Here is a 14,499-nt window from a genome sequence, read left to right on the forward strand (position 1 = left end):
TTTATTGTGCGTTGGCCAGCGTTGCTTGCTGTTCAACATTATTTTTGTCCGTGTTGCCGCGCACCAGGCGCAGCACGAAACCGGCAGGACCCGTCTGGTACCAATGGCGCACGCCACGGCGTGGCTGGCCCATCGCTTGCGTCAATCGGTCCAGGGTGATGGCCAGCAGCACGATGCCCAGGCCACCCACGGTTGCCAGGCCCATGTCCAGGCGGCCAATGCCGCGCAATACCATCTGGCCCAGGCCCCCCACGGCGATCATCGAGGCGATCACGACCATCGACAGCGACAGCATCAGCGACTGGTTGATACCGGCCATGATGGACGGCATGGCCAGCGGAAATTGCACGCGGGTCAGCAGCTGCCACGGCGAGGCGCCATAGGCGCGGGCCGCTTCGATCAGGTCGGGACGCACCTGGCGGATACCGAGGTTGGTCAAACGCACCAGCGGCGGCAGGGCAAAGATGATCGTCACGATCACGCCTGGCGCATTACCGATACCAAACAGCATCACCACGGGCACCAGGTAGACGAAGGCAGGCGTCGTCTGCATGGCGTCCAGCAGGGGACGCAGGATATTCTGCGCGCGGTCGCTGCTGGCAAGGAAAATACCCAGCGGCAAGCCGATGGCCAGACAGAAAGCCAGCGACGTCAATACCAGCGACAGGGTGGTCATGGCTTCCGGCCAGATGCCCAGCATCGACACCACCAGCAGCGCCAGCACGGTACCGATGGCCAGGGTACGGCTGGTAAATTGCCACGCCAGCAAGCCGATGATGGCGATCACCGTCAGTGACGGGGCCGCCAGCAGCACGCCTTCCACGCCGGACAGCACGCTGTCGATCGGCGCACGCACGGCCTGGAAGAAAGGACGGAAATGGGTGACAACCCAACCCAGGCCCTGGTTGATCCAGCTTTCCAGCGGCAGCGAGCCGTCGAAGATCTGTGTCAGGTGAAAGCCGCTCGCATGTTCCGGCTGCACGGCAGGCGCGGCGGCGTCCAGCCAGGCGGTGCTGGCGTCGGTGGGCGGCGTCAGCGCCCAGGGATTGATTTGGGCGGCCTGTTCAACAACAGGTTCTACTGTGGAAACGGTGCTTGGGTTCATGCTTGTCCTTTCTGTTGTTGTGGCTCGGCAATGGCTGGCGTGTCGCGGTCGAGGAACTTCAGCAAGGTCGTCTTGCTGATGGCGCCGCGGAAGCTGCCGTCATTGGCCACCACAGGGACGGCGTAAGGCAGTTGCGCCACCTGGCCGAACAGGCCGGCGACTGGCTCATCTGCATTGATGGTCTGCACGTCGGGCAGATAGGCATGCGCCAGGCCCAGCGGTCCCACATGGCCGTCGAGCGCACTGCGCAGCGAATCGGCCGAGACGACGCCGAGGAACTTGCGCTGCGGATTGACGACATACGCAAAGGCGCGATCCTGCTCTTCCAGCATCGACAGCGCGGCGCGCGAACCGCGGCTCGGCGACTCGGAGACGACGATCTGGCTCTTGCGGGCAATATCGCTGGCCTTGAACACGGCCGCCGCATCCACGCCGCGCACAAAATTGCGCACGTAATCGTTGGCAGGCTTGCGCAGGATTTCTTCCGGCGTGCCCACTTGCACCACGTGGCCGTCTTTCATGATGGCGACGCGGTCGCCGATGCGCATGGCTTCGTCGAGGTCATGCGAAATGAAGACGATGGTGCGGCGCTTGATTTGCTGCAAGCGCAGCAGTTCCGATTGCATTTCCGTACGAATAATCGGATCGAGCGCGGAAAATGCTTCATCCATCAGCAAAATCGATGGATCGCAAGCCAATGCACGGGCCAGGCCCACGCGCTGCTGCATGCCGCCCGACAATTCGTCGGGATAGCTGGCGCCGTAGCCGTCCAGGCCCACTTGCTCCAGCGCTTGCTGGGCCAGCGCATGGCGCTCAGCTTTCGGCATGCCGGCCAGTTCCATGCCGAAGGCAGTGTTGTCGAGCACGGTAATTTGCGGCAGCAGCGCGAACGACTGGAACACCATGCTGATGTCCTTGCGGCGCAGGGCGCGCAGCTGGGCGTCCGGCAAGGTATTGATGTCGTTGCCGTCGATCAGGATGCGGCCGGCGGTCGGCTCGATCAGGCGGTTCAGCATGCGCACAAGGGTCGACTTGCCCGAACCGGACAGGCCCATGATGACGAAGATCTCGCCCGCTTCAATGGTAAAGGTGGCGTCGAAAACGCCGATGGTGCAGTCCGTCTTGGCCAGGATATCCTGCTTGCTGGCGCCTTGGTGGACGAGTTCAAGTGCTTCTTCTGGCTTGTCGCCGAACACTTTGAACACATGGTCGATAATGATTTGTTTTGCCACGATGTGGTTCTCCCTCGATTTGACGAATGGAATGAAACCCAGCAAGCTGCTAGCTTGCGGCGGGAATCAGCAAACCCTGTTGCGTCGGCTACGCCACGGCGCAAAAAGCGCACGGGAGCGACAGGAAACAGGGGGTGACACGCGTGTGACCAGCGGATGGCCAAAGCCGGTGCCGGGGTGCCGTGTGCGTGCTAAAAGAGGCTGTGGTTCAGGACTTTTAACAACGCTAGCGCCATGCAAATACATGGCACCAAATGTATTTGACCGAAAAAAATCGACCAAGCTACTTTTAACTGGATGCGGGTGTAAAACCCGAAGAATTATTCACCACTCAGCGAGTGGAGAGTACTGCGAAGCAGAAGGTGAAACGCGGTGTAGCTGTTGTAAATATGACTCAAGTATAACGCAAAAAGCCACCAAAGTCCAATGGCTTTCCAAATAGAAATGTGCTAGCAATGTTCGCCAGCGTACAGTCAGACGTAAAAAAGGCGAAAAGAGACTTGTTTTCATCGTCTTTTCGCCCATCGCTGCGACACGCTCCCTAGCACCAAACCGGGCGCCGGACAAGCGATGCAAAGCCGTCAAGCCGGCTCGGTAAACACCTTGCGCATCTTCTCGGCAATCTTGCCTTCAATCGTGGAGGCGAAGGCGCTCAGCATGAAACCCAGCTTGATTTGCAGTTGCGCCTGCTCTTTTTCCAGGGTCAGCGATCCGTCGACGCCGCTGCGCTCGAAACGCAGCACGTCGCCATCCCAGGCGCACGCCAGGTCATATTCCTGGGCCAGCTTGTCGGCCACTTGCTGCGCCGCTTGGCGCGCCTTTTCTGCTGTCAGCTTATGTTGCTGAACTATATTTATATCCGCCATCAAACGATCCTTTTATTATAAAAACGGGGGCAATACGGCCAGCATCATACCAGCCGCCATGCGGCAGCCGCGGCCATGGGTGGCGCCGGCACGCAGAAAAAACCGCGCTTTCCTGCGCCGCACTTGCGCCGCATCAAACCAAAACCACCGAAGCGGGCCGACTATCTCCATTCCAGTTGCGAGTGTCTTGGAGAGCTAACATGGACCAGAAAGTCATCGTGCCGGTCGAAGCCGTGCTGACCAAATGCGTGTCCCTGCCCGTCGGCTATGTCCCCACCCCATCGGCGCCCTACCGCCAGCACCGCAAGAATGCGCAATTGACCTTGCAGCCGGGTCCGCCCCGCGTGCTCGACCCCACCACCCGCAAGCTCGAAGCCGTGCCGGTCGGTTCGCGCGTGCTGATCTGGAAGCAGGACCCGTCCGTGAGCGAACTGGGCACGCGCAAGACCTTCCTCGCGGGCCTGACCCTGCAAGGCCCGCGCGATGCACGCATCACCTTTGGCGAGCCGGGCATCGCCCAGGTCAGCCCGAACGCCTTTGGCGACTTCATCGTCTCGCCCAATACCGACCAGTTCGACGCCGTGCACACGTTTGCCATCGTGCGCATGACGCTCACCATGTACCAGCGCGCGCTGGCCAGCAACGGCACAGCCTCACCCCTGCCCTGGCAATGGAATAGCGCCAGCAATACGGCCCCGCTGCGCGTGTTTCCGCACGGCTTGCCCAATGTCATGAATGCGTACTACAGCCGCAGCGACAAGGCCCTCAAGTTCGGCGATTTCATTCCCAGCGGCGCCACCGAGCGCGTCTATACCTGCCGTTCGCTCGACATCGTCTCGCATGAAACTGGGCATGCCATCCTCGATGGCCTCAAACCGAATTGGCTGCTCAACAATAACCCGCCGCAGACGGGCGGCTTGCACGAATCGTTCGGCGACCTGACGGCCATCTTCCTGGCCCTGTCGCAGCTGGACCAGGTCGAAGCCGTGATCGCGCAAACCAAGTCCGATCTGCACGACAAAACCTTCCTGGCCGACCTGGCGGAACAGTTCGGTCTGGCGCTGGGCCGGCCTAACGGTTTGCGCAATGCCGACAATGACATCAAATTGTCGGAGGCAGGCACGGAAGTGCACGCCATCTCGCAAGTGTTTACAGGCGCCGTCTACGACATCCTGGCCGACATCTTTGCCCATGAACGCCAGCCCCAGCTGGAAGACGACGCTGCCGTGCTGCACCGCTGCGGCGACTACCTGCGCAGCCTGGTCTTGCGCGCCCTGGTGGCGTCTCCCGACCATGCGGCCACGTATGCCGACGTGGCCGGCCAGATGCTGACCCTGGCGCAGGCCGACGGCTATACCGCCTACCTGGACTTCATCCGCAACAGCTTTACCGTGCGCGAAGTGCTCAAGAACAATGCCATGACGGAGGATGGGCAAATGACCTTTGCCGCAGGCATCGTCGATGACGAGGGTGCCGTGCAAGACAGGCGCGCCTGCTGCGGTACCATGAACCATGCGGAATACAGCGAATCGGACCACTTGCTGGAAGCGGAGCGCGAAGCGCTGGCGGCCTGGTGCCGCAGCTACGCGCCCCGATAAATGCCATACGCCGCAAGCCAGTCAATAGTCGACAGCAGGCGATGACATGCCGCACCACGTCCCCACCACAGCCCACCAGAAGGAGCAGCATGAAAATTTCAGCCCGCAGCAGCGGCGGCTTTGCCGGCCTGAGCGAACAGTACGACATCGATACGCAAGCCCATCCGGCCGGCCCCGGACTGGAAGCGGCATTGGCCAGCAGCGGCTTTTTCACGCACTCGCAGGCGACGGGCCAGCAGGTGGGTGCCGATATCCCCCAATGGCAGATCACCGTCGACGCGCCCACCGCGCGCCGCACCATCACATTTGCCGAGGATGGCAGTGCTGAAAATGCACGTTGGCAACAGTTACTGACGCAAATACGCGCCAGCGCCTGAATGTTCCGGCACTTGGCCTGATTGTTCCGGCGCTTATTTTGTGCCGGTCTTGATTTGAGTAAAACAAAAACACCACACGGCAAGCCAGCACACCGCCCACCCTGCACCCTGCCGCATCGGGTGACTGTCGCTTTCTTGCCGCGTTCTTTATGGCAACGTCCCGGATAGTCGCTGAATTACCCGCTCTGCGCGGCAACGGCACTGTCAAAAAATGAATTTGCTTATATGTATTGTATATAAGCGGGATTTGTGAGAAATAGCGAATTGCCTTAAAATACAATGCTTTGCTTTAGTATGCGCCGCCGAGTTTCCTGCAGGCGCTACAGCACCTCCCCCAAATTGATAGGACTGTTATGACCCACGTTGTCACCGAATCCTGCATCGCCTGTCGCTATACCGACTGCGTCGATGTCTGCCCGGTAGATTGTTTCCGGGAAGGCCCGAACTTCCTGGCAATCGATCCGGACGAATGTATTGACTGCGCAGTCTGCGTGGCAGAGTGCCCGGTGAACGCGATTTTCGCGGAAGAAGACGTGCCGGGCGACCAGCAAGCCTTCATCAAGATCAACGTCGATCTGGCCCGTAACTGGCCTTCGATCACCAAGACGAAGGCTGCCTTGCCGGAAGCCGAGCAATTCAAGGACGTCAAGGACAAGCTCGACATGCTGGTGCGCTAAGCGCACGGCACTTGCCGCGGCCGTTCTGGCGGAGAGACTCTTCTCCGCAGGGGCGGGGCGGCGAAAAAACAGACGAAAAGCAGCGGAAACGCTGCTTTTTTTGCTTTTAAAGCATCGTTGCAGCTCTATCCACGCAAGTGTGGCGCGCTGTCACACCAAAGCGCAAACTGTGGACCTGTGCGCGGTAAAGCACATTTTGTCCTCAACAAATATCGTAGAATTGGATTATGATATTTGAGCCGATATTGGCGCTTGGAATTAAACAAGGACTCTATATGCTTTACCAACTGCACGAACTGCAACGCTCTTTCCTCACTCCGGTGATGCAATGGGCAGACATGTCCTCCAAGTTATTTACCAACCCGGTTTCTCCACTGGCCCACACCCCGTTTTCGCAACGCATCGCAGCCGGCTACGAGCTGATGTACCGCCTTGGCAAAGACTACGAAAAACCACAATTCGACATCCAATCCGTTCTCGTCCAAGGCGAGAGCGTCGACATCCGCGAACACGTTGTCGTGACAAAACCGTTTTGCCGCCTGATTCACTTCAAAAAAGAAGCCACTGGCTTGCAACAGCCCAAAGTTTTGCTGGTTGCCCCCCTGTCCGGTCACCACTCGACCCTGCTGCGCGATACCGTGCGCGGCTTGCTGGCCGAGCACGATGTCTACATCACCGACTGGACGGACGCGCGCATGGTACCGCTGACGGAAGGCCCGTTCCACCTGGACGACTACATTTATTATGTGCAGGAATTCATCCGCCTGCTGGCGCCTGACTTGCACGTTATTTCCGTCTGTCAACCGACCGTGCCCGTGCTGGCCGCCATCTCGCTGATGGCGACAGCCAAAGATCCGCACATGCCGAAAACCATGACGATGATGGGCGGCCCGATCGACCCGCGCCGCTCGCCCACGCAAGTGAACAACCTGGCGACGGAAAAGAAATTCTCGTGGTTTGAAAACACCGTGATCTACGCGGTGCCGCCGAACTATCCGGGCTTTGGCCGCAAGGTGTATCCGGGCTTCCTGCAGCATGCCGGCTTCATCGCCATGAACCCGGGCCGCCACGCGCAAAGCCACCGCGAGTTCTACATGCACCTGGTGACGGGCGACGACGAGCCGGCGGAAGGCCACCGCCAGTTCTACAACGAGTACAACGCCGTACTGGACATGCCGGCCGAGTACTACCTGGAAACCATTAAAACGGTTTTCCAGGAATTCAGCCTGCCGATGGGCACGTGGAAAGTGGGCGGCCAGCTGGTGCGTCCGCAAGACATCACGAATGTGGCGCTGTTCACCGTGGAAGGCGAACTGGACGACATTTCCGGCGCCGGCCAGACGCAGGCGGCGCATGACTTGTGTTCCGGCATCCCTGCCGAGATGCAACAAGACTTCGTGGCGCCGAAATGCGGCCATTACGGCATCTTCTCGGGCCGCCGCTGGCGCGAGATCATTTGCCCGAAAATCGGCGAATTCATCCAGAAACACGGCTAATACACGGCATATCCATCAAAAAGCCACCCCAGTTCACACTGGTGTGGCTTTTTTTCATGCGCGCTCGATTTTCACCGTCGGACGCGTATTGACAAAGATCTGCTCGACTCTCGGCTCGCCCGGTCCCGGCTTCTTCATCGCATAGCCATTCACAGGCTGCGAGCGGTTTACCCACAGCGCGTAATACAGGTGGTCAGCGCGCGGATCTTCCGTATTCGGGTGGATCAGTATCGTCAGGCCCAGGCTGTTCAGCTGCAGCCACGGCACGATCACGGGCAGCAGATCATTGGTAAAACCAAAATAAAACGACGGCGTCACGTGCGGGCCGCGCGGCTCCAGATTCCAGTCGCCCAGCTCGATCTGGAAGCGCTCGGCCGCCCACTTGCGTATCAGCGCCGCTTTCTGGTAACTGTCTTCGTCAAAATAGATATGCGCGTGATAGCTCTCGATATCTGTGTAGGCGCGCGGTGTCGACGGCAAGGTTTCCTCGCCGGGCCGCACGCTGACGGGGCGCGGTGTGGGCGCCTTGTCCGTATGATCGCCCCACGGGCTCTTGCCGGGCGCTGGCTTCACACGCGACGGTTTGGCCTCCTGCGCCAGGGCTGTGCCGGTCAGGCCGGAAGCGGCCAATGCCGCCACCAGGCCGCCGCCGCGCAAGACCGTGCGGCGCTGCGGAGAAAGAAGATTGGCCCATTCCAGGTCGATGGCCGCGTGTTGAGTGTTGTCAGACATGTCAATTCCTGTTCTTGATGATAAGTACGGAGAGAGAGAAGGCAGATCAAAAGTGAACAGTGGCGCGGGCGTAGTAGTAACCGCCCAATACGCCCAATGGTCCCGAATTGTCGTAGGCGCCCGTGTACTGCGCCAGATTCGCGGCGCTGCGCGCTGCGCGCGGCACCTGGCTGGGCTTCTGGTCGAAGACATTGTTGGCGCCCACCGTCACGTTGATGCGCTTGCCGATGTCGTAGCCGACGCTGACGTCCGTCACGAAGGCGGCCTTCAGCTGGTAGTCGCCGCCCGTGACGGCGTTCAGGCGCTTGAGCTTGCCGTAGCGCGTCTCGCGCAGGCTGAATGTCCAGCCGGCTTTTTCATACGCCAGGGTGACGATCTCCTTGTCGCGCGGCGCCCGGTACAGCAAGTCGTACTCGGCCGACTTGCTCAGAGTGCCGATGTTCGGCAAGCCTTGCAGCACGGCCGGCAGTTCCGCCTTGCCAACCAGACTCGTGTGATTGATATTCGCGGCCGCCGTCCAGCGCAGCTTGCCATCGGCCACGCGCAAGACATCCTCGGCCGTCAAATCGATGCCGCGCGTGCGCGTGTCGCCCACGTTGGCAAAGTAATGCGCCACCAGGCCATTGCCTACCGTCAGCCCCGCCGAGCGCAGCAGGTTTTCAATGACGCTCGCTTGCGCCCCCGTCAGCGGCCGGCCGCTGCCGTCGAGCGCCACGCCCGAGCTGCGGTCAATGCCGATGTTCGACGACACGCCCAGGCGGTCGCTGACCTTGATTTGATACGCGTCAACGGCCAGGCGCAGGGTGGGCGTAGGATTGAAGGTCAGCCCTGCTGACAGATTCGTCGATTTTTCCGGTTTTAATGCTTGCGCACCCAGGGCCCGTGCGGCAGCGGAATTGGGCTGCGCCAGGGTGTACGGCACGCCCGCATGGTCGGACGTGTTCGAATACGATTGCGTCACCAGGCTAGGCGCATGGAAACCGTTGCTGACAGTAGCGCGCACGGCGACCGTGGACGTCACGTCATAACGGGTGGACAAGCGGCCCGTCGTCTTGCTGCCGAAATCGGAATATTTCTCGGCGCGCAGAGCCGTGTCGAGCAACAATTGCGGCGTCAGTTTCGCGCCCAGGCCGATATACGCCGCATGGCTGTGGCGCGCCGTGTCGGATGCGTCGACGGGCAGGTAGCCGGCCAGCGCCGATGAGCCGCTGCCCTGGTAAGAGGCAGGTTCTCCCGGGCTGCGCTGCTGCGTTTCATGCGAATACTCGAGGCCCAAGCTCAGGTCGGCCGGCTCGCTCAAGCCCAGCTGGACGGGGTGGCGCACATCAGCATTCGTGGTCGAGCGGCTGTAGCGCTGATTGCCGATAGTAAAATCGGTCTTGCCACCGGGATAGGTCAGCGAGTAATTGGCCGAGTGTTCGACGCCCACGTCGATATCGTCGCGGCCATACGTCGTGCTCAGGTCCCAGGACCAGCCCGCCGTCTCGCCCTTGACACCGCCCGTCAGCGAAAAGTCGTTTTCGCTCGTCGTTTCATATGGCGTGAAACCGTCGGGATACACGGCCAGCAAGCCTTTGTTGTTATTAAAAATGGTATTGGGCAGGCGGAAATTCTGCGCCGAGCGGGCATTGCGGTGCGCATAGGTGCCGAAACCATACAGTTGCACCTCGTTCGACACGTCATAGCCGAGGTTGGCGCTGAGCGAGGCGGTCGTGCTTTGCGGCACGCCCGTATTGCGCCATGGATTGCTGTTGCGGTTTGCTTCGGCCGGGTTCGGCGAAGCGCCGGCCGGCAAGCTGTTGTTCGGTCCCAATTTCACCAGTTGGCCATCGCTGTTGCGCACGGCCGGATACGACAGATAAGCGGGATTCAGTCCAAAATTGCGCACGGCGATGCCCTGGCGCTGGACTTCGGCGCCGAAGTGGGCAAAGCCGTGTTCGCCCAGGCGCGTGCCGCCATCGATGCGCGCCGACCCGTTCGTGCCGTCGCCCTCGTAGGTGGAACCGAGTTGCGTGCTGAAACTGCCCTTGTCATCCGACTTCAGGATGATGTTGATGACACCGGCGATGGCGTCCGAGCCGTAGATGGCGGAAGCACCGTCGCGCAGGATTTCCACGCGGGCAATCGCCCCCGTGGGGATCAGGGCCAGGTCGGTGGCGACGGAACCCGGAAAACCATCCTCATTGACGATGGCCGTCGTATGGCGGCGCTTGCCATTGACCAGCACCAGGGTATGCGAGGGATCGAGGTTGCGCAGCTGCCCGGCGCGCACGATGCTGCCCAGGTCAGGCTGCACGCGGGCCGGCAAGTTGAATGACGGCAAGGCCGTATCCAGCGCATCGAGCAAGTTCAATTTGCCCGTGGCCTGCAATTGCTGCGCGCTGATCACGTCGATCGGTGCGGCGCTGTTGGCCACCGTGCGGCCCGTGCCGCGCGCCCCCGTCACGATGACGGTATCAAACGGCGCGGCGGCCAGCGCGCCGGCGCCGTCCGGCGCGGCCTGCGCGTGAACCACGCCGGGCGCCCCCAGCACGAGCACGGCCACCGAGACGGCGTACGCCAGTTGCCGCAGGCGCGGGATGGGGTCTTGCTTGTGAATCAATTCCAGCATACGGAAACATCCTTTTCAAGTCGTCAACACAGTGGTTGCAGACTAAAGGATGGACAAACAAACAAGAACGAATGGTTTCGTATTTAGATATTTCGTTTTGGCAACTAACAACAGCGGCGCGCCGTATCAGGGACTGGCCGGGGCGGTCGCCAGGCTCTGGTCGAGCCGCTTCCAGTAATCGCGTTCCAGCCGGGCCGTATCGATGTCGCGCGCCGCCTCGTTGAAGCGCTTTTGCCGCGCCGCCCCTTCCGCGTCGCGCTGGAAGCACACGTGCACGGGACGCTCCTTGAAGACGGTATCGATGATGGCGATGCGCTCCCGCTCGGCCTTGCTGAAGTTGCGTCCCATCAGCAAGTGCTGCAGGACATGGCGTTCGATGACGATCACGCGGTAACGCTTGATGAGCAGTTTCTTCAGATTCGTCGCATCGTTCAAGCCCTCTTCCGTCTTCAACTCGCCGCGCGCCACCATGCCGTCGAACTGCTCGCCATTCGAATAACCGGCCACGGTGCCGATACGCAGCTTGCCCAGGTCGGCCAGGGCGGTGCCGGGCACGCCATCCTCCTTCAGGTAGGCCAGCACGCCTTGCGTATTGCCAACAGGAACCGAGAAGTGGCAGAGTTTTTCCCGTTCTGGCGTACGCCAGACAGCCAGAAACCCGGCATAGCGGGAACTGGCCAGGCCAAACTGCATGGCGCGCTTCCACGGGAAATACTCATATTTGACGACATAGCCCATGCGTTCGAAGATGGCACTGACCATCGCCCCGGACATGCCGTCGGCAGGCAGGCTGCGGGAAATAAAGGGCGGCCAGTCTTCCGCGGCGAAGCGGACGATGCGCGAGCTGGCAGCGCCCGGCGCCGCCATGGGGGAGCCAGCCTGCCCGTGTGCAAGGGCAAGTGTAGCGTGCATGAACAAACAGAAGGGCAAACCAACTGTCCGGAGGAAACGCATGTTTGGCTCCTATGGCCTGGCGCACCTTGCAATGCAGGCGCGGCAACAGGACTGGCGGTCGGCTTTTTTTGATTACAGGCTTGATAAAAATCATGCTCCCATAAAAAAAAGAAATTGCAAAGTTGTTTATTTGCACTTTGACATTCCCAGGGGAAATAAAATACGATTGCGGCGTGCCTGCAACAGGCCAGCCATGCGCCAGCTATTCCCTCTCACGAGCCAGGTTTTTACTTGTGCGCGCGCCAGATGGCCGATAATGACGTTTTACCGTATTGAAGATGACCGTGCCGCATCCCGCCTCTCCCTCACTTGCCGACCAGATCGAAGACTTGCTGCCGCAAACGCAATGCACCAAATGCGGCTACAACGGCTGCCGCCCGTATGCGGAAGCGATTGCCGCAGGCAGCGCCGACATCAACCAGTGCCCGCCGGGCGGCGCGCAGGGCATCGTGCGCCTGGCCGGCTTGCTGGGCAAAAAAGTCATTCCGCTCAATCCCGTCAACGGTCTCGAACGTCCACGATCTGTCGCCTATATCGACGAATCGCTGTGTATCGGCTGTACCCTGTGCATCCAGGCCTGTCCCGTCGACGCCATCGTCGGCGCCGCCAAGCAGATGCATACGGTGGTCACCGATCTGTGCACCGGCTGCGACCTGTGCGTGGCACCCTGCCCCGTCGACTGCATCGTCATGTACCCGGTCAGCGGCGACGCCACGGGCTGGGATGCCTGGAGCCAGGCCGAAGCGGACGACGCGCGCGCGCGCCACGATTTCCGCACGCAGCGTTTGCGCCGGGAAACAGAGGAAAATGAAGCACGCCTGGCCGCCAAGGCCGTCGCCAAGATGCATGAAGTGACGCAGGAAGTACCCGTCACGCCAGACGAACAGGCCGAAAAGGAACGCAAGCGCGCCATCATCGCCGCCGCCATGGAGCGCGCGCGCGCCAAGGCCGCTGCCGCCAGCACGGACACCGCCCAGCCAGCCCCCATCACCCCGAAAAAAGACGCATGAACGCCGCCAAACGCCTGGAAATCTTTACGCGCTTTCGCGCCGCCAACCCTTCCCCGAAAACGGAACTCGACTACACGACGCCGTTCGAGCTGCTGATCGCCGTGCTGCTGTCGGCGCAGGCAACGGACGTGTCCGTCAACAAGGCGACCCGCTTGCTGTATCCGGTCGCCAATACGCCGGCCACGATACTGGCCCTGGGCGTGGACGAGCTGGCCAGCTACATCCGCACCATCGGCCTGTTCCGCACCAAGGCGAAGAACGTCATCGCCACCTGCCAGATACTGCTGGAGCAGCACGGCGGCGAAGTGCCGCGCGACCGCGCCTCGCTGGAAGCCTTGCCTGGCGTGGGCCGCAAGACGGCGAATGTGGTCATGAACACGGCGTTTGGCGAACCGACGATGGCTGTCGACACGCATATCTTCCGCGTCTCGAACCGCACCGGCATCGCGCCAGGCAAGAATGTCGATATCGTCGAGCAAAAACTGCTGAAATTCATCCCCAAGGAATTCCTGCACGACGCCCACCACTGGCTCATCTTGCACGGCCGCTACACGTGCACGGCGCGCAAGCCCCAATGCTGGAACTGCATGATTGCCGACCTGTGCGACTACAAGGAGAAGTCGCCGATGCCAGCCGTGGTATAAAGCAAAAAAAAACGGCCCGCAAGGGCCGTTTTTTTGATTCGCAGCAAGCGGGAGCTTACAGCAACACCATATTATCGCGATGAATCAGCTCATGGCCTTCCATATAGCCGAGGATGGACTCGATCTCGGTGGAAGGCTTGCGCATGATGCGGCGCGCTTCGCCGCTCGTGTAGTTGGACAGGCCGCGCGCCACAGGCGCGCCATCGGCATCGACGCAGGTGATCACGGCGCCGCGGCCGAATTCGCCATTCACGCCCGTCACGCCGATCGGCAGCAAGGACTTGCCTTCCTGGCGCAGCTTTTGCACGGCGCCAGCGTCCAGCACGACGGCGCCGGCCGTATGCAGATGATCGGCCATCCACTGCTTGCGCGCCGTCAATTGCCCCGTTTGCGCCCGCAGCTCCGTGCCGATCGCTTCGCCCTGGGCCAGGCGGCTGAGCACGTCGCTGTCGCGGCCCCAGGCGATGATGGTATGGGCGCCGGACTTGGCGGCGCGCTTGGCGGCAAGGATTTTCGTCAGCATGCCGCCACGCCCCAGGCTGCTGCCGGCACCGCCGGCCATCGCTTCCAGGGCCGGATCGCCGGCGATGCCTTGCGTGATCAGGTAAGCGCCCGGGTCCTTGCGCGGGTCGGCCGAGAACAGGCCGTGCTGGTCCGTCAGGATGACCAGCGCATCGGCTTCGATCAGGTTGGCCACCAGGGCGCCCAGGGTGTCGTTGTCGCCGAACTTGATTTCATCGGTGACGACGGTGTCGTTTTCATTGATGATCGGCACCACGCCCAGGCGCAGCAGAGTCGTCAGGGTGGAACGGGCATTCAGGTAGCGTTCGCGGTCGGCCAGGTCGGCGTGCGTGAGCAGCACTTGCGCCGTGCCGAGGCTGTGGGCGCGGAAGCTGCTTTCATAGATTTGCGCCAGGCCCATCTGGCCGACGGCGGCGCAAGCCTGCAATTCGTGGATATCGGTGGGGCGCTGCTCGAAACCGAGGCGCAGCATGCCTTCGGCGATGGCGCCGGAGCTCACCAGCACGACTTCCTTGCCCAGGGCGCGCAAGCCGGAAATCTGCGCGGCCCAGCGCGCGATAGCGGCATGATCGAGTCCGCGGCCATCGTTGGTGACCAGCGAAGAGCCGACTTTGATGATGATGCGGGTAGCTTTTTGAATCACGGAATCCATGGGGCGGCGCTCTTCACTTAATA

Annotated in this window: 13 protein-coding genes; 6 read left to right on the top strand and 7 right to left on the bottom strand. The window is 61.2% G+C overall.

The features are described from left to right. Position 1: 1 nt before the first annotated feature. From proW to CSQ92_RS21620, 3 genes are all read right to left on the bottom strand, one after another. Entirely contained in the window at positions 2-1,105 is a 1,104-nt protein-coding gene (gene proW, locus CSQ92_RS21610) for a glycine betaine/L-proline ABC transporter permease ProW (protein WP_092611845.1), read from the bottom strand. Next, positions 1,102-2,337: a glycine betaine/L-proline ABC transporter ATP-binding protein ProV gene (gene proV, locus CSQ92_RS21615; protein WP_034782568.1), complete on the bottom strand. Its 1,236-nt coding sequence runs from the start codon at positions 2,335-2,337 to the stop codon at positions 1,102-1,104. Before proV ends, proW begins: the two co-directional genes overlap by 4 nt. 581 nt (positions 2,338-2,918) lie before the next feature. After that, on the bottom strand, positions 2,919-3,203 hold the full coding sequence (locus CSQ92_RS21620) for a polyhydroxyalkanoic acid system family protein (RefSeq protein WP_070260060.1): 285 nt from the start codon (positions 3,201-3,203) through the stop codon (positions 2,919-2,921). A 200-nt stretch (positions 3,204-3,403) separates the two neighbouring features. Between CSQ92_RS21620 and CSQ92_RS21625 the strand changes: the two genes are divergently transcribed. The 4 genes from CSQ92_RS21625 (at position 3,404) to CSQ92_RS21640 (ending at position 7,351) form a co-directional block, all read left to right on the top strand. Next, positions 3,404-4,801, top strand: coding sequence for a hypothetical protein (locus CSQ92_RS21625; protein WP_070280946.1), 1,398 nt, complete (start codon positions 3,404-3,406; stop codon positions 4,799-4,801). An 89-nt stretch (positions 4,802-4,890) separates the two neighbouring features. Next, positions 4,891-5,178: a protealysin inhibitor emfourin gene (locus CSQ92_RS21630; protein WP_034782459.1), complete on the top strand. Its 288-nt coding sequence runs from the start codon at positions 4,891-4,893 to the stop codon at positions 5,176-5,178. Positions 5,179-5,531: 353 nt separating this feature from the next. Beyond that, positions 5,532-5,855, top strand: a complete 324-nt coding sequence (gene fdxA, locus CSQ92_RS21635; RefSeq protein ID WP_034782458.1) for a ferredoxin FdxA — start codon at positions 5,532-5,534, stop codon at positions 5,853-5,855. Positions 5,856-6,130: 275 nt separating this feature from the next. Beyond that, positions 6,131-7,351, top strand: coding sequence for a polyhydroxyalkanoate depolymerase (locus tag CSQ92_RS21640; RefSeq protein ID WP_070260064.1), 1,221 nt, complete (start codon positions 6,131-6,133; stop codon positions 7,349-7,351). A gap of 54 nt (positions 7,352-7,405) precedes the next feature. Here CSQ92_RS21640 and CSQ92_RS21645 read toward each other — a convergent pair whose 3' ends face one another. The 3 genes from CSQ92_RS21645 to CSQ92_RS21655 all read right to left on the bottom strand — a co-directional run bounded on the left by CSQ92_RS21645 (position 7,406) and on the right by CSQ92_RS21655 (position 11,561). Beyond that, positions 7,406-8,083: a DOPA 4,5-dioxygenase family protein gene (locus CSQ92_RS21645; protein WP_099395335.1), complete on the bottom strand. Its 678-nt coding sequence runs from the start codon at positions 8,081-8,083 to the stop codon at positions 7,406-7,408. Positions 8,084-8,129: 46 nt separating this feature from the next. Further along, a complete protein-coding gene (locus CSQ92_RS21650; RefSeq protein ID WP_099395336.1) occupies positions 8,130-10,694 on the bottom strand; it encodes a TonB-dependent receptor plug domain-containing protein in 2,565 nt (854 codons plus the stop codon). Between the two features lie 126 nt (positions 10,695-10,820). Continuing rightward, on the bottom strand, positions 10,821-11,561 hold the full coding sequence (locus tag CSQ92_RS21655) for a substrate-binding periplasmic protein (protein ID WP_070260070.1): 741 nt from the start codon (positions 11,559-11,561) through the stop codon (positions 10,821-10,823). A 365-nt stretch (positions 11,562-11,926) separates the two neighbouring features. On the opposite strand from CSQ92_RS21655, the gene rsxB reads away from it, so the two are divergent. Beyond that, on the top strand, positions 11,927-12,658 hold the full coding sequence (gene rsxB, locus CSQ92_RS21660) for an electron transport complex subunit RsxB (RefSeq protein ID WP_099395337.1): 732 nt from the start codon (positions 11,927-11,929) through the stop codon (positions 12,656-12,658). After that, positions 12,655-13,302: an endonuclease III gene (gene nth / locus CSQ92_RS21665; protein WP_092611859.1), complete on the top strand. Its 648-nt coding sequence runs from the start codon at positions 12,655-12,657 to the stop codon at positions 13,300-13,302. Before rsxB ends, nth begins: the two co-directional genes overlap by 4 nt. A gap of 55 nt (positions 13,303-13,357) precedes the next feature. Here nth and proB read toward each other — a convergent pair whose 3' ends face one another. Continuing rightward, positions 13,358-14,476, bottom strand: a complete 1,119-nt coding sequence (gene proB, locus CSQ92_RS21670; RefSeq protein WP_099395338.1) for a glutamate 5-kinase — start codon at positions 14,474-14,476, stop codon at positions 13,358-13,360. Positions 14,477-14,499 lie beyond the last annotated feature (23 nt).

Source organism: Janthinobacterium sp. BJB446 (assembly GCF_002735655.1).
Classification (GTDB): Bacteria; Pseudomonadota; Gammaproteobacteria; order Burkholderiales; family Burkholderiaceae_D; genus Janthinobacterium; species Janthinobacterium lividum.